Origin of the sequence: Pseudomonas sp. B2M1-30 (genome assembly GCF_025447575.1) — a bacterium.
Classification (GTDB): domain Bacteria; phylum Pseudomonadota; class Gammaproteobacteria; order Pseudomonadales; family Pseudomonadaceae; genus Aquipseudomonas; species Aquipseudomonas botevensis.
Window position 1 is genome coordinate 1 of sequence record NZ_JAOEJT010000009.1, and the last position, 16,035, is coordinate 16,035.

Annotated in this window: 12 protein-coding genes and 4 tRNA genes; all 16 read left to right on the plus strand. The window is 55.9% G+C overall.

Features of this window, described 5'->3' with window-relative positions:
• Window positions 1–149: 149 nt before the first annotated feature.
• Entirely contained in the window at window positions 150–1,103 is a 954-nt protein-coding gene (birA, locus tag N8H74_RS17775) for a bifunctional biotin--[acetyl-CoA-carboxylase] ligase/biotin operon repressor BirA (protein ID WP_262149178.1), read from the plus strand.
• Window positions 1,093–1,842 carry a pantothenate kinase gene (locus N8H74_RS17780; protein WP_217834828.1) on the plus strand — a complete coding sequence of 250 codons (750 nt, stop codon included), beginning with the start codon at window positions 1,093–1,095 and terminating at the stop codon, window positions 1,840–1,842. The genes birA and N8H74_RS17780 overlap by 11 nt, the downstream gene beginning before the upstream one ends.
• A gap of 7 nt (window positions 1,843–1,849) precedes the next feature.
• On the plus strand, window positions 1,850–2,284 hold the full coding sequence (locus N8H74_RS17785) for a hypothetical protein (RefSeq protein ID WP_262149181.1): 435 nt from the start codon (window positions 1,850–1,852) through the stop codon (window positions 2,282–2,284).
• 143 nt (window positions 2,285–2,427) lie between these two features.
• Window positions 2,428–2,512: transfer RNA gene (locus N8H74_RS17790), tRNA-Tyr, on the plus strand.
• A 25-nt stretch (window positions 2,513–2,537) separates the two neighbouring features.
• Window positions 2,538–2,611: transfer RNA gene (locus tag N8H74_RS17795), tRNA-Gly, on the plus strand.
• 26 nt (window positions 2,612–2,637) lie between these two features.
• Window positions 2,638–2,713 (plus strand) — tRNA-Thr (locus tag N8H74_RS17800).
• Between the two features lie 84 nt (window positions 2,714–2,797).
• Complete coding sequence (gene tuf / locus N8H74_RS17805) at window positions 2,798–3,991, plus strand: elongation factor Tu (protein ID WP_262149183.1); 1,194 nt, start codon at window positions 2,798–2,800, stop codon at window positions 3,989–3,991.
• Window positions 3,992–4,044: 53 nt separating this feature from the next.
• Window positions 4,045–4,120 (plus strand) — tRNA-Trp (locus N8H74_RS17810).
• Between the two features lie 45 nt (window positions 4,121–4,165).
• Window positions 4,166–4,534: a preprotein translocase subunit SecE gene (secE, locus tag N8H74_RS17815; protein WP_007916493.1), complete on the plus strand. Its 369-nt coding sequence runs from the start codon at window positions 4,166–4,168 to the stop codon at window positions 4,532–4,534.
• 9 nt (window positions 4,535–4,543) lie between these two features.
• Window positions 4,544–5,077: a transcription termination/antitermination protein NusG gene (gene nusG, locus N8H74_RS17820; RefSeq protein ID WP_217834789.1), complete on the plus strand. Its 534-nt coding sequence runs from the start codon at window positions 4,544–4,546 to the stop codon at window positions 5,075–5,077.
• Window positions 5,078–5,194: 117 nt separating this feature from the next.
• Window positions 5,195–5,626: a 50S ribosomal protein L11 gene (gene rplK / locus N8H74_RS17825; RefSeq protein WP_217834790.1), complete on the plus strand. Its 432-nt coding sequence runs from the start codon at window positions 5,195–5,197 to the stop codon at window positions 5,624–5,626.
• On the plus strand, window positions 5,626–6,321 hold the full coding sequence (rplA, locus tag N8H74_RS17830) for a 50S ribosomal protein L1 (protein WP_217834791.1): 696 nt from the start codon (window positions 5,626–5,628) through the stop codon (window positions 6,319–6,321). Before rplK ends, rplA begins: the two co-directional genes overlap by 1 nt.
• 197 nt (window positions 6,322–6,518) lie before the next feature.
• Window positions 6,519–7,019 carry a 50S ribosomal protein L10 gene (gene rplJ / locus N8H74_RS17835; protein ID WP_010220297.1) on the plus strand — a complete coding sequence of 167 codons (501 nt, stop codon included), beginning with the start codon at window positions 6,519–6,521 and terminating at the stop codon, window positions 7,017–7,019.
• A 78-nt stretch (window positions 7,020–7,097) separates the two neighbouring features.
• Window positions 7,098–7,463 (plus strand): 50S ribosomal protein L7/L12, encoded by a 366-nt coding sequence (gene rplL / locus N8H74_RS17840; protein WP_007957596.1) that lies wholly within the window; start codon window positions 7,098–7,100, stop codon window positions 7,461–7,463.
• 220 nt (window positions 7,464–7,683) lie between these two features.
• On the plus strand, window positions 7,684–11,757 hold the full coding sequence (gene rpoB / locus N8H74_RS17845) for a DNA-directed RNA polymerase subunit beta (RefSeq protein WP_217834792.1): 4,074 nt from the start codon (window positions 7,684–7,686) through the stop codon (window positions 11,755–11,757).
• 63 nt (window positions 11,758–11,820) lie between these two features.
• Complete coding sequence (gene rpoC / locus N8H74_RS17850) at window positions 11,821–16,020, plus strand: DNA-directed RNA polymerase subunit beta' (RefSeq protein ID WP_217834793.1); 4,200 nt, start codon at window positions 11,821–11,823, stop codon at window positions 16,018–16,020.
• Window positions 16,021–16,035 lie beyond the last annotated feature (15 nt).

The window sequence follows — 16,035 nt, forward strand, 5'->3', positions numbered from 1 at the left end:
TAGGTCATCGTCAAGATTAAATTCCGAAACCCCAATTGCGAAAGCAGTTGGGGTTTTGTTTTGCCCGCAGGAAAGTTCGCCAACTTGATTTCTATGCAACGGCCCGGGGCATGGCTATCATTCGGGCCTCATTGTGAGGCGAAACCTGCATGCTGACGTTGTTGAATCTTTTGAAAGATGGTCGTTTTCACTCCGGTCAGGCTTTGGGTGAAGCCCTGGGGGTCAGTCGAAGTGCCGTTTGGAAACAGCTGCAGCACCTGGAGGCTGAACTCGGGCTGAGCATTCATAAGGTTCGCGGGCGAGGCTATCAGTTGACCAATCCGCTGACCTTGCTCGACCCTCTAAAGATCAGTTCGGGGGCTTTGGATTGGCCAATCTTTGTCTTTGACTCAATTGATTCGACCAATGCCGAGGCGCTGCGCGCTGTTGATCGTGGCCAGGCTGCGCCATTTCTGGTGATCGCTGAGCGTCAGGTGTCGGGACGAGGCCGAAGAGGGCGCAAATGGGTAAGCCCGTTCGCGGATAATCTCTACTACAGCCTCGTTTTACGCATCGATGGTGGGGTGCGTCGTCTTGAGGGGTTGAGTCTTGTTGTTGGTTTGGCTGTGATGAGTGCCTTGCGTAAGCTCGGTGTTTCAGAGGCGGGGCTGAAATGGCCCAATGATGTATTGGTTGGGCGAAAAAAAATTGCCGGTATTTTGCTTGAGCTTGTCGGTGATCCGGCGGATGTCTGTCATGTGGTTCTAGGCATTGGAATTAACGTGAATATGCAGGCGGCCAGCGAGGTTGATCAGCAGTGGACGTCTGTCAGGCTCGAGTCGGGCGTTAGTTGTGATCGTAACGTTTTGGCGGCTGAGCTGAGTCGGCAGTTGCGGGCTTATATGGCGAGGCACGAGTCTGAGGGTTTTTCGGCGCTCCAGGCGGAGTGGGAGAGAAATCATCTATGGCAAGGGCAGTCGGTTTCATTGATCGCGGGTGTCAGCCAGATCGAGGGTGTGGTGCAGGGCATTGATAGGCAGGGTGCGTTGCGCTTGAAGGTGGATGGTGTGGAAAAAGTCTTTAGCGGTGGTGAGCTCAGTTTGAGGTTGCGTGATGATTCTTGAGCTCGACTGCGGAAACAGTTTTATCAAGTGGCGAGTGCTGACTGGCGCCTCCGGTTCTGTGTTCTCGGAAGGGGTGGTTGACTCTGATCAGATGTTGCTCAGTGAGCTGAAAGCGCTTGCGGGATTATTTCTGCGCAAGTGCCGTCTGGTTAGCGTGAGAACGACGGAGGAAACCGGCGCGTTGATCGAGGCTCTTGAGCAGGCCTTCGGTGTTTCTGTTGTGTGTGCATCGCCTGCCCGTGAAATGTCAGGTGTCAGGAATGGTTATGACGATTTCGAGCGATTGGGGCTCGATCGTTGGGTGGCGATGCTTGGTGGGTTTCATCTCGCATCAGGAGCCTGTCTGGTGCTTGATTTCGGGACGGCGGTGACCGCTGACTTCATTGCGTCTGATGGCGAACACCTGGGAGGCTTTATCTGTCCTGGGATGCCGCTGATGCGCAATCAGTTGCGCACTCATACTCGAAAAATTCGCTATGGCGATTTGGCTGCCGAGCGTGCGCTGGCCAGTCAGGCACCAGGCCGGAGCACGGTTGAGGCCGTTGAGCGAGGCTGCGCTTTGATGCTGCAAGGGTTTGTGCTCACTCAGGTGGAAATGGCGCGCGGTTATTGGGGAGCGGATTTCATGGTCTTTATTACCGGTGGTGATGCGAACCTGGTTTCTGGGGTTGTCCCGCAGGCCAGGATTGTTCCCGATCTGGTGTTCGTCGGATTGGCTATGGCGTGCCCTTTGTCTTGAGGTTTGTATGCGTTGGTTGTTCCTGCTGTTGCTTGTTCTCAATGTGTTTTATTACGTTTGGCATCAGCAGGAGGCTCCTCTGCGCGCCAAAGACGTCACGCCGCTGAATCTGTATCGCGGATCCCAGCAGGACATTCGATTATTGAGTGAGGCGAGTGATGGCGTGCGGTCCAGGGCGGGAAAATCGCCGGACGAAGACTGCTTGTATGTGGGAGGGGTGGTGGGTCAGGAGTCTGTCCAGGCCTTGACTCGGCGACTGGTGGAGTCGGGTATCAAGTTTCAGCCATCGCAGGATGGCGCCTTGGGGGCTGGTTACTGGCTGCGTATCGCGCCAGAGAGCCAGCGATTGCTGGGGGATGCGCAGTTGCAAAACCTTTCCAAGGAATTCAATGAGTTAAAACATAAAATAATGCTGTGCGAGGGGGTTGCGCCTGCTGAATAGTTTGCATAGAATGGCGCCCGCTCCGCAGTGAAGACCTTTAACGGTTGAAGCAGCGGGGCGATGTCAATGCAGCTAACCTCAGGTTTTTAAATGAGAAAATGCTTGACACAGGGTTGGCATAGTATAGAATGCCGGCTCGATTAGGAGGGGTTCCCGAGCGGCCAAAGGGATCAGACTGTAAATCTGACGTCTACGACTTCGAAGGTTCGAATCCTTCTCCCTCCACCAGATTTTAGCGTGAGCTGCAGGCTCCGCGGGTATAGTTTAGTGGTAGAACCTCAGCCTTCCAAGCTGATGATGCGGGTTCGATTCCCGCTACCCGCTCCAAGTTTGCAGATTGTGCAAAGTGTTACGCTCTTGTAGCTCAGTTGGTAGAGCACACCCTTGGTAAGGGTGAGGTCAGCGGTTCAAATCCGCTCAAGAGCTCCATATAACAAGGCAGATATGAAAATATCTGCCTTTGTTTTAATGGTCAACGTAGTTCGCTTAATTCTACTCTCAGGGGTGATTTCGATGGCTAAGGAAAAGTTCGAACGTAACAAGCCGCACGTCAACGTTGGCACCATTGGTCACGTTGACCACGGTAAAACCACTCTGACCGCTGCTCTGACTCGCGTTTGCTCCGAAGTTTTCGGTTCCGCAGTTGTTGACTTCGACAAGATCGACAGCGCCCCGGAAGAGAAGGCTCGTGGTATCACCATCAACACTGCACACGTAGAGTACGATTCGAACATTCGTCACTACGCGCACGTTGACTGCCCGGGTCACGCCGACTACGTAAAAAACATGATCACCGGTGCTGCCCAGATGGACGGCGCGATCCTGGTTTGCTCGGCCGCTGATGGTCCGATGCCGCAAACCCGTGAGCACATCCTGCTGTCCCGTCAGGTAGGCGTTCCGTACATCGTGGTTTTCCTGAACAAGGCTGACCTGGTAGACGACGCTGAGCTGCTGGAACTGGTCGAGATGGAAGTTCGCGACCTGCTGTCCACCTACGACTTCCCGGGCGATGACACTCCAATCATCATCGGTTCGGCTCGTATGGCGCTGGAAGGCAAAGACGACAACGAGATGGGCACCACTGCCGTCAAGAAGCTGGTAGAAACTCTGGACAGCTACATCCCAGAGCCAGAGCGCGCTATCGACAAGCCGTTCCTGATGCCAATCGAAGACGTATTCTCGATCTCGGGTCGCGGTACTGTTGTGACCGGTCGTGTTGAGCGTGGCATCGTCCGCATCCAGGAAGAAGTTGAGATCGTTGGTCTGCGCGATACTCAGAAAACTACCTGCACCGGCGTTGAAATGTTCCGTAAGCTGCTCGACGAAGGTCGTGCTGGCGAGAACTGCGGCGTTCTGCTGCGTGGCACCAAGCGTGACGACGTTGAGCGTGGTCAGGTTCTGGTCAAGCCAGGTTCGGTTAAGCCGCACACCAAGTTCACCGCAGAAGTTTACGTTCTGAGCAAGGAAGAAGGCGGCCGTCACACTCCGTTCTTCAAAGGCTACCGTCCACAGTTCTACTTCCGTACTACTGACGTGACTGGTAACTGCGAGCTGCCAGAAGGCGTTGAAATGGTAATGCCAGGTGACAACATTCAGATGACTGTCACTCTGATCAAAACTATCGCGATGGAAGATGGTCTGCGTTTCGCTATCCGTGAAGGCGGTCGTACCGTCGGCGCTGGCGTCGTGGCCAAAGTCATCGAGTAAGTAGTTGTAATGTCTTTTTCGGGCCGGCATAATGGTCGGCCTGATTTTGTTTTAGGTCAGTAGCTCAATTGGCAGAGCGACGGTCTCCAAAACCGTAGGTTGGGGGTTCGATTCCCTCCTGACCTGCCAGATTCACTCGGTGTGTCTGGCTTTCTTTTCACAGGATCTTCATAGATGACTCCTAAAGCTGAAGCTCAAGGCTCTCGCTTCGATCTGCTCAAGTGGCTTGTAGTAGTTGCTTTAGTGGTTGTTGGCGTTGTTGGCAATCAGTATTACTCTGCTTCGCCGATCCTGTACCGCGTACTCGCACTGCTTGTCATTGCTGCCGTTGCTGCCTTTGTGGGCTTGCAGACTGCCAAGGGCAAGTCGTTCTTTGTATTGGTTAAGGAAGCTCGCACCGAGATTCGTAAAGTCGTATGGCCAACTCGTCAAGAAACCACGCAGACCACGCTGATTGTCGTGGCTGTTGTTCTGGTTATGGCGTTGCTGTTGTGGGGGCTTGATTCCCTGCTCGGCTGGCTTGTTTCCTTGATTGTCGGCTAAGGGTGTCCCGTGGCTAAGCGTTGGTACGTTGTGCATGCTTACTCGGGTTACGAGAAGCATGTCATGCGCTCGTTGATCGAGCGTGTAAAGCTGGCTGGCATGGAAGATGGCTTTGGCGAAATTCTGGTTCCCACTGAAGAAGTGGTTGAAATGCGTAATGGCCAGAAGCGCAAAAGCGAGCGTAAGTTCTTCCCAGGTTATGTGCTGGTTCAGATGGATATGAACGAGGGTACTTGGCACTTGGTCAAGGATACTCCTCGGGTGATGGGTTTCATCGGCGGTACCGCTGATAAGCCTGCGCCGATTACTGATAAAGAGGCGGACGCGATTCTGCGTCGTGTTGCTGATGGTAGCGACAAGCCTAAGCCGAAGACGCTGTTCGAGCCAGGCGAGACTGTACGTGTTATTGACGGTCCGTTTGCCGACTTTAATGGTGTTGTCGAAGAAGTTAACTACGAAAAGAGCCGGATCCAAGTGGCAGTGCTCATTTTCGGTCGCTCTACTCCGGTAGAGTTGGAGTTCAGCCAGGTCGAAAAGGTCTAGTTGAACAAGCATCCCAACCCCGCAGCCCTAGGCTGTGGGGTTTTGTCGTCACTGGGATAAACGCGCAAGTAACCGGGGAGCCTCTCGAGGCGTTCGAACCCGTAATTGGAGTGCCTCATGGCCAAGAAGATTACCGCTTACATCAAGCTGCAAGTGAAGGCCGCTCAGGCTAACCCAAGCCCACCTGTTGGTCCTGCTCTGGGTCAGCACGGCGTGAACATCATGGAATTCTGCAAAGCTTTCAACGCCCGTACTCAGGGTCTGGAAGCTGGCCTGCCGACTCCAGTGATCATCACTGTCTACAGCGACCGTAGCTTCACTTTCGAAACCAAATCCACCCCTGCTTCGGTTCTGCTGAAGAAGGCGGCCGGTCTGACCAGCGGTTCCGCTCGTCCGAACACCGTTAAGGTTGGCACCGTTACCCGTGCTCAGCTGGAAGAGATCGCTAAAACCAAAAAAGCGGATCTGACAGCAGCTGATATGGATGCAGCCGTGCGTACTATCGCCGGTTCTGCTCGTAGCATGGGCCTTAACGTGGAGGGTGTGTAATGGCTAAGCTGACCAAGCGTCAAAAGGCTATCGCCGACAAAATCGAAGCAGGCAAGTCCTACAACTTCGAAGAGGCCGCTAAACTGCTGGCCGAGCTGTCGACTGTCAAGTTCAGCGAGTCGTTTGACGTTGCTGTAAACCTGGGTGTAGACCCGCGTAAATCCGACCAGGTCGTTCGTAGCGCTACTGTGCTGCCACACGGTACTGGCAAGACTGTTCGCGTTGCTGTGTTCACCCAAGGTCCAGCTGCTGAAGCCGCTCTGGCTGCCGGCGCTGACCGCGTAGGCATGGACGACCTGGCTGCCGAAATGAAAGGCGGCGACCTGAACTATGACGTAGTCATCGCATCCCCGGATGCCATGCGCGTTGTAGGTCAACTGGGTCAGATCCTCGGTCCACGTGGCCTGATGCCTAACCCTAAAGTCGGCACCGTAACTCCAGACGTCGCTAACGCGGTTAAAAACGCCAAGGCTGGTCAGGTTCGTTATCGCACCGACAAAAACGGCATCATCCACACTTCCGTTGGCAAGATCGGCTTTGATGCCGTCAAGCTGAAGGAAAACGTTGAAGCCCTGATCGCTGATCTGAAGCGTATCAAGCCAGCTTCTTCGAAAGGTATTTACGTCAAGCGCGTTACCCTGAGCACCACCATGGGCCCAGGTCTGGTTATCGACCAGAGCTCGCTGAGCGCGTAAGACAAAATTGGTGCAAGCGATTGCACCAATTGAAAGATTGGGGTCCCTGCCTGGCGGGGGCTATCCAAGACCGTAGGCGGCGCAAGTCTTAAACCTCAAGCCTACGCAGATGGTGCTCCCGGTTCCTTACCGAATCAGACACCAAAACGACATCCGGCTACGGCCAGATGAAACGGTAACAAGCAGGAGTTAAACCCGTGGCAATTAAACTCGAAGACAAGAAGGCCATCGTCGCTGAAGTCAACGAGGCTGCCAAAGTCGCTCTGTCCGCTGTCGTGGCTGATGCCCGTGGTGTGACTGTAGGCGCAATGACCGGACTCCGTAAAGAGGCTCGTGAAGCTGGCGTATACGTACGTGTCGTACGTAACACCCTGCTCAAGCGTGCTGTTGCTGACACTGAATTCAGTGTTCTCAACGACGCCTTCACCGGCCCGACCCTGATCGCTTTCTCCAACGAACACCCGGGCGCTGCTGCTCGTCTGTTCAAAGAGTTCGCCAAGGGTCAGGACAAGTTCGAGATCAAGGCAGCTGCGTTTGATGGCAAGTTCCTTGCCGCTAACCAGATCGACGTGTTGGCTACCCTGCCGACCCGCGACGAAGCTATTGCGAAACTGATGAGCGTGATCCAAGGCGCTACCAGCAAGCTGGCTCGTACCCTGGCAGCCGTTCGCGACCAGAAAGAAGCTGCTGCAGCCTAAGGCGCAGTCAGACCTTTCAAAATCATATGTTTAATTTGATGGCTGCGTAAGCTGTCACCCCAATACAGGATTCAAGTCATGTCTCTGACTAACGAACAAATCATCGAAGCAATCGGCCAGAAAACCGTTCTGGAAGTTGTTGAGCTGATCAAAGCAATGGAAGAAACCTTCGGCGTGACCGCCGCTGTTGCTGCTGCTGGTCCAGCTGCTGCCGCTGCTGTTGTTGAAGAGCAAACCGAGTTCAACGTTGTTCTGGTTGAAGCCGGCGAGAAGAAAGTAAACGTGATCAAGGCAGTTCGTGAACTGACCGGTCTGGGCCTGAAAGAAGCCAAAGAGAAAGTCGACGGCGCTCCTCAGGTTGTAGCTGAAGGCGTTTCGAAAGAAGCTGCTGAAGACGCTAAGAAGAAGCTGGAAGAAGCAGGCGCTAAAGTCGAGCTGAAGTAAGCATCGACTTTGCTCCTCCAGCCCGAGCTTCAAGCGACAGGCTGATGGCTGGTGGCTTTTGCCACCGGCCTTTTTCCGTTATTGGCAGCCGACTCGGTCGGTGTCGGTAACGAGCTGTAACCATCCGATGTGATGGCGCAAACCATGGGGTTTGCACGATTTTCTGGCTGTTCCCGTCGGGAAGAGCCAAACAAGCAGGTGACCAAGCTGGGGAACGCTGATGGCTTACTCATATACTGAGAAAAAACGTATCCGCAAGGACTTTAGCAAGTTGCCGGACGTCATGGATGTGCCGTACCTCCTGGCCATCCAGCTGGATTCGTATCGTGAATTCTTGCAAGCGGGAGCGACTAAAGATCAGTTCCGCGACGTGGGCCTGCATGCGGCCTTCAAATCCGTTTTCCCGATCATCAGCTACTCCGGCAATGCTGCGCTGGAGTACGTCGGCTATCGCTTGGGCGAGCCGGCATTTGATGTCAAAGAATGCGTATTGCGCGGTGTAACTTTCGCCGTACCTTTGCGGGTAAAAGTGCGCCTGATCATTTTCGACAAAGAATCGTCGAACAAAGCGATCAAGGACATCAAAGAGCAAGAAGTCTACATGGGTGAAATTCCCCTGATGACTGAGAACGGTACCTTCGTAATCAACGGTACCGAGCGTGTGATCGTTTCCCAGCTGCACCGTTCCCCGGGCGTGTTCTTCGACCACGACCGTGGCAAGACGCACAGCTCCGGCAAACTGCTGTACTCCGCGCGCATCATCCCTTACCGCGGTTCGTGGCTGGACTTCGAGTTCGACCCGAAAGACTGCGTATTCGTGCGTATCGACCGTCGTCGCAAGCTGCCGGCTTCCGTGCTGCTGCGCGCGCTTGGCTATACCACCGAGGAAGTGCTGGACGCCTTCTACACCACCAACGTATTCCACGTGAAAGGCGAGAGCCTGAGCCTGGAGCTGGTGCCTCAGCGCCTGCGTGGTGAAGTTGCAGTCCTCGACATCCAGGACAACAACGGCAAGGTGATTGTCGAGCAGGGCCGTCGTATCACTGCCCGCCACATCAACCAGCTGGAAAAGGCCGGGATCAAAGAGCTGGAAGTGCCTCTGGACTACGTCCTGGGTCGCACCACCGCCAAGGTCATCGTGCATCCGGCTACCGGTGAAATCCTCGCCGAGTGCAACACCGAGCTGTCGACTGACGTCCTGGCGAAGATCGCCAAGGCTGGCGTTGGCCGCTTTGAAACGCTGTACACCAACGACATCGACTGTGGTCCGTTCATCTCCGACACCCTGAAGATCGACTCCACCAGCAACCAATTGGAAGCGCTGGTCGAGATCTATCGCATGATGCGTCCAGGTGAGCCGCCAACCAAAGACGCTGCCGAAACCCTGTTCAACAACCTGTTCTTCAGCGCCGAGCGTTATGACCTGTCTGCGGTCGGCCGCATGAAGTTCAACCGTCGTATCGGTCGTACCGAGATCGAAGGTTCGGGCGTGCTGTGCAAGGAAGACATCGTCGCGGTACTGAAGACTCTGGTCGACATCCGTAACGGTAAAGGCATTGTCGATGACATCGACCACCTGGGTAACCGTCGTGTTCGCTGCGTAGGCGAAATGGCCGAAAACCAGTTCCGCGTTGGCCTGGTACGTGTTGAGCGTGCGGTCAAAGAGCGTCTGTCGATGGCCGAAAGCGAAGGCCTGATGCCGCAAGACCTGATCAACGCCAAGCCAGTCGCTGCGGCGGTGAAAGAGTTCTTCGGTTCCAGCCAGCTGTCGCAGTTCATGGACCAGAACAACCCGTTGTCCGAGATCACCCACAAGCGTCGTGTCTCCGCACTCGGCCCTGGCGGTCTGACTCGTGAGCGTGCGGGCTTCGAAGTCCGTGACGTACACCCGACCCACTACGGTCGTGTCTGCCCGATCGAAACGCCGGAAGGTCCGAACATCGGTCTGATCAACTCCCTGGCCGCTTACGCGCGCACCAACCAGTACGGCTTCCTGGAAAGCCCGTACCGTGTGGTGAAAGAGGGTGTGGTCACCGACGATATCGTGTTCCTGTCCGCTATCGAAGAAGCCGATCACGTGATCGCACAGGCTTCGGCGACCATGGACGACAACAAAGTCCTGATCGACGAACTGGTAGCCGTACGTCACCTGAACGAATTCACCGTCAAGGCGCCGGAAGAAGTCACCTTGATGGACGTTTCGCCGAAGCAGGTAGTTTCGGTGGCTGCGTCGTTGATTCCGTTCCTCGAGCACGACGACGCCAACCGTGCGTTGATGGGTTCGAACATGCAGCGTCAGGCTGTACCAACCCTGCGTGCCGACAAGCCGCTGGTCGGTACCGGCATGGAGCGTAACGTGGCTCGCGACTCCGGCGTTTGCGTCGTTGCTCGTCGTGGCGGCGTGATCGACTCCGTTGATGCCAGCCGTATCGTGGTTCGTGTTGCCGATGACGAAGTTGAGCCGGGTGAAGCCGGTGTCGACATCTACAACCTGACCAAATACACCCGCTCGAACCAGAACACCTGCATCAACCAGCGTCCGCTGGTGAGCAAGGGTGATCGCGTTCAGCGTAGCGACATCATGGCCGACGGCCCGTCCACCGACATGGGTGAACTGGCGCTGGGTCAGAACATGCGCATCGCGTTCATGGCATGGAACGGCTTCAACTTCGAAGACTCCATCTGCCTGTCCGAGCGTGTGGTTCAGGAAGACCGTTTCACCACGATCCACATTCAGGAACTGACCTGTGTGGCGCGTGACACCAAGCTTGGCCCAGAGGAAATCACTGCGGACATCCCGAACGTGGGTGAGGCTGCACTGAACAAGCTGGACGAAGCCGGTATCGTTTACGTAGGTGCTGAAGTTGGCGCAGGCGACATCCTGGTTGGTAAGGTCACTCCGAAAGGCGAGACCCAACTGACTCCGGAAGAAAAACTGCTGCGTGCAATCTTCGGTGAAAAAGCCAGCGACGTTAAAGACACCTCCCTGCGTGTACCTACCGGTACCAAAGGTACTGTCATCGACGTGCAGGTCTTCACCCGCGACGGCGTTGAGCGTGATGCTCGTGCCCTGTCGATCGAGAAGTCCCAGCTGGACGAGATCCGCAAGGATCTGAACGAAGAGTTCCGTATCGTTGAAGGCGCGACCTTCGAACGTCTGCGCTCCGCACTGGTAGGCCATAAGGCCGAAGGCGGCGCCGGTCTGAAGAAAGGTCAGGACATCACCGACGAAGTACTCGACGGTCTTGAGCATGGTCAGTGGTTCAAACTGCGCATGGCTGAAGATGCTCTGAACGAGCAGCTCGAGAAGGCTCAGGCCTACATCGTTGATCGTCGCCGTCTGCTGGACGACAAGTTCGAAGACAAGAAGCGCAAACTGCAGCAGGGCGATGACCTGGCTCCAGGCGTGCTGAAGATCGTCAAGGTTTACCTGGCAATCCGTCGTCGCATCCAGCCGGGCGACAAGATGGCCGGTCGTCACGGTAACAAAGGTGTGGTCTCCGTGATCATGCCGGTTGAAGACATGCCGCACGATGCCAATGGCACCCCGGTCGACGTGGTCCTCAACCCGCTGGGCGTACCTTCGCGTATGAACGTTGGTCAGATTCTCGAAACTCACCTGGGCCTCGCGGCCAAAGGTCTGGGCGAGAAGATCAACCGGATGGTCGAAGAGCAGCGTAAGGTTGCTGAGCTGCGCGTCTTCCTGGACGAGATCTACAACCAGATCGGCGGTCGTAACGAAGACCTGGACAGCTTCTCCGACCAGGAAATCCTGGATCTGGCGAAGAACCTGCGTGGCGGTGTTCCAATGGCCACTCCAGTGTTCGACGGTGCCAAGGAAAGCGAAATCAAGGCCATGCTGAAACTGGCGGATCTGCCAGAAAGCGGCCAGATGCAGCTGACCGACGGCCGTACCGGCAATCAGTTCGAGCGTCCGGTTACCGTTGGCTACATGTACATGCTGAAGCTGAACCACTTGGTAGACGACAAGATGCACGCGCGTTCTACCGGTTCGTACAGCCTGGTTACCCAGCAGCCGCTGGGTGGTAAGGCACAGTTCGGTGGTCAGCGTTTCGGGGAGATGGAGGTCTGGGCACTGGAAGCATACGGTGCTGCTTACACTCTGCAAGAAATGCTCACAGTGAAGTCGGACGATGTGAACGGCCGGACCAAGATGTACAAAAACATCGTGGACGGCGATCACCGTATGGAGCCGGGCATGCCCGAGTCCTTCAACGTGTTGATCAAGGAAATTCGTTCCCTCGGCATCGATATCGATCTGGAAACCGAATAACACGTGACGCGATAGAGAGCGGGGCAGGATTGCCCGCTCTCTGCTCCGCCAGGAGGAAAGGCCTTGAAAGACCTACTGAATTTGCTGAAAAACCAGGGTCAAGTCGAAGAGTTCGACGCCATCCGTATCGGATTGGCCTCGCCTGAGATGATCCGTTCGTGGTCGTTCGGTGAAGTTAAAAAGCCGGAAACCATCAACTACCGTACGTTCAAACCTGAGCGTGACGGTCTGTTCTGCGCCAAGATCTTTGGCCCGGTAAAGGATTACGAGTGCCTGTGCGGTAAGTACAAGCGCTTGAAACATCGTGGTGTGATCTGCGAGAAGTGCGGCGTTGAAGTTGCACTGGCCAAGGTTCGTCGTGAGCGCATGGCGCACATCGAGCTGGCTTCGCCGGTTGCCCACATCTGGTTCCTGAAATCGCTGCCGTCCCGTATCGGCCTGCTGATGGACATGACCCTGCGTGATATCGAACGCGTTCTCTATTTCGAGAGCTATGTCGTTATCGATCCGGGCATGACCACTCTTGAGAAAGGTCAGCTGCTGAACGACGAGCAGTACTTCGAAGCGTTGGAAGAGTTCGGTGATGACTTCGACGCCCGCATGGGTGCCGAGGCTGTCCGCGAGCTGCTGCACGCTATCGACCTGGAGCACGAGATTGGCCGTCTGCGCGAAGAGATTCCGCAAACCAACTCGGAAACCAAGATCAAGAAGCTGTCCAAGCGTCTGAAGTTGATGGAAGCCTTCCAGGGTTCCGGCAACCTGCCAGAGTGGATGGTGCTGACCGTTCTGCCGGTTCTGCCGCCAGATCTGCGTCCACTGGTTCCACTGGATGGCGGTCGTTTCGCAACTTCCGACCTCAACGATCTGTATCGTCGAGTGATCAACCGTAACAACCGTTTGAAGCGCCTGCTGGATCTGTCCGCTCCGGACATCATCGTGCGCAACGAAAAGCGTATGTTGCAGGAAGCTGTCGATGCGTTGCTCGACAACGGTCGCCGCGGTCGCGCCATCACCGGTTCGAACAAGCGTCCTCTGAAATCCCTGGCCGACATGATCAAGGGTAAGCAGGGTCGTTTCCGTCAGAACTTGCTCGGTAAGCGTGTTGACTACTCCGGTCGTTCGGTAATTACCGTAGGCCCGACCCTGCGTCTTCACCAGTGCGGTCTGCCGAAGAAGATGGCTCTCGAGCTGTTCAAGCCGTTCATTTTCGGCAAGCTGGAAATGCGTGGTCTGGCGACCACCATCAAGGCAGCCAAGAAAATGGTCGAGCGCGAACTGCCAGAGGTTTGGGACGTTCTCGCTGAAGTGATTCGCGAACACCCGGTTCTTCTCAACCGTGCACCGACCCTTCACCGTCTGGGTATCCAGGCGTTTGAACCGGTACTGATCGAAGGTAAGGCTATCCAGCTGCACCCTCTGGTCTGTGCTGCGTACAACGCCGACTTCGACGGCGACCAAATGGCCGTGCACGTACCGCTGACGCTGGAAGCCCAGCTCGAAGCGCGTGCGTTGATGATGTCGACCAACAACATCCTGTCGCCAGCCAACGGTGAGCCAATCATCGTTCCGTCGCAGGACGTTGTATTGGGTCTGTACTACATGACTCGTGAAGCGATCAACGCCAAGGGCGAAGGTCGTGTGTTCGCGGATCTGCAGGAAGTCGACCGTGTGTTCCGTGCCGGCGAAGCCGCACTGCACGCCAAGATCAAGGTGCGTATCAACGAAACCGTCAACGATCGTGACGGCAACAGCGTGAGCAACACCCGTATCGTCGACACCACTGTCGGCCGTGCGCTGCTGTTCCAGGTTGTGCCAAAAGGTCTGTCGTTCGACGTCGTCAACCTGCCGATGAAGAAAAAGGCGATCTCCAAACTGATCAACCAGTGCTACCGCGTGGTTGGTCTGAAAGAGACCGTGATCTTCGCTGACCAGTTGATGTACACCGGTTTCGCTTACTCGACCATTTCCGGCGTTTCCATCGGTGTTAACGACTTCGTTATCCCGGACGAAAAAGCCCGCATCATCGGTGCTGCCACCGACGAAGTGAAAGAAATCGAGAGCCAGTACGCCTCCGGCCTGGTAACCCAGGGCGAGAAGTACAACAAAGTGATCGACCTTTGGTCGAAAGCGAACGACGAAGTCTCCAAGGCGATGATGGCCAACCTCTCGAAAGAGAAAGTCATCGACCGTCACGGCGACGAAGTCGAGCAAGAATCGTTCAACTCGATGTACATGATGGCCGACTCGGGTGCGCGGGGTTCCGCAGCACAGATTCGTCAGCTGGCCGGTATGCGTGGTCTGATGGCCAAGCCGGACGGTTCGATCATTGAAACGCCGATTACTGCGAACTTCCGTGAAGGTCTGAGCGTACTCCAGTACTTCATCTCGACTCACGGTGCTCGTAAAGGTCTGGCGGATACCGCGTTGAAAACTGCGAACTCCGGTTACCTGACTCGTCGTCTGGTAGACGTGGCGCAGGATCTGGTCGTGACCGAGATCGATTGCGGCACCGAACACGGTCTGCTGATGACTCCGCACATTGAAGGCGGTGACGTTGTAGAGCCGTTGGGTGAGCGCGTATTGGGTCGTGTCATTGCCCGTGACGTATTCAAACCAGGTACCGAGGACGTCATCGTTCCTGCCGGCACTCTGGTAGACGAGAAGTGGGTCGAGTTCATCGAGCTGAACAGCATCGACGAAGTGATCGTGCGTTCGCCGATCAGCTGCGAAACCCGCTACGGCATCTGCGCCAAGTGCTACGGTCGCGATCTGGCTCGTGGTCACCAGGTGAACATCGGTGAAGCGGTCGGCGTTATCGCTGCCCAGTCCATCGGTGAGCCGGGTACCCAGCTGACGATGCGTACGTTCCACATCGGTGGTGCGGCAAGCCGTACTTCCGCAGCCGACAGCGTTCAGGTCAAGAATGGCGGTACTGTCCGTCTGCACAACCTGAAACACGTTGAGCGCGTGGATGGCAACCTGGTTGCTGTGTCCCGTTCCGGTGAGCTGGCAATCGCTGATGACTTCGGTCGTGAGCGCGAGCGTTACAAGCTGCCGTACGGTGCTGTGATTTCGGTTAAGGAAGGTGACAAGGTCGACGCTGGCGCAATCGTGGCCAAGTGGGATCCGCACACTCACCCGATCGTTACCGAAATGAAAGGTACCGTGACCTACGTGGGCATGGAAGAAGGCATCACGATCAAGCGTCAGACTGACGAATTGACCGGTATGACCAACATTGAAGTGCTCGACGTCAAAGACCGTCCGGCTGCCGGCAAGGACATCCGTCCTGCGGTGAAGATGGTTGACGACAACGGCAAGGATCTGTTGCTGCCAGGCACTGACGTTATCGCTCAGTACTTCCTGCCAGCCAACGCCCTGGTCGGCGTGGCGGACGGTGCGAAGATCGCGATCGGTGATGTTATCGCTCGTATCCCGCAAGAGACTTCGAAGACCCGTGACATCACCGGTGGTCTGCCGCGTGTTGCCGACCTGTTCGAAGCCCGTCGTCCGAAGGAAGCGTCGATTCTGGCTGAAGTCAGCGGCACCATCGCGTTCGGTAAGGAGACCAAGGGCAAGCGCCGTCTGGTCATTACGCCGAACGACGGTAGCGATCCGTATGAAGAGCTGATTCCGAAGTGGCGTCACCTGAACGTGTTCGAAGGCGAACAGGTAAACCGCGGCGAAGTTATCTCCGACGGTCCGAGCGATCCGCATGACATCCTGCGTCTGCTGGGTGTGAGCGCGCTGGCCAAGTACATCGTGAACGAGATCCAGGACGTTTATCGTCTGCAGGGCGTGAAGATCAACGACAAGCACATCGAGACCATCCTGCGTCAGATGCTGCGTAAAGTTGAGATCTCCGAGTCCGGCGATTCCAGCTTCATCAAGGGCGACCAGATGGAACTTACCCAGGTGCTGGGTGAGAACGAGCGTCTGGCTTCGGAAGACAAATTTGTCTCCAAGTTCACTCGCGTGTTGCTGGGTATCACCAAGGCGTCGTTGTCGACCGAATCGTTCATCTCGGCGGCTTCCTTCCAGGAAACCACTCGCGTACTGACCGAAGCGGCAGTCACCGGCAAGCGCGATTACCTGCGCGGCCTGAAAGAAAACGTGGTCGTGGGTCGTCTGATCCCGGCCGGTACCGGTCTGGCATATCACAGCGAGCGCAAGCGTCGTCGTGATGCTGACAAGCCGTTGCGCGTAAGCGCCAGTGAAGTGGAAGCTGCACTGACCGAAGCGCTGAACTCGAGCGGTAACTGAGTTCTGCGATAAATG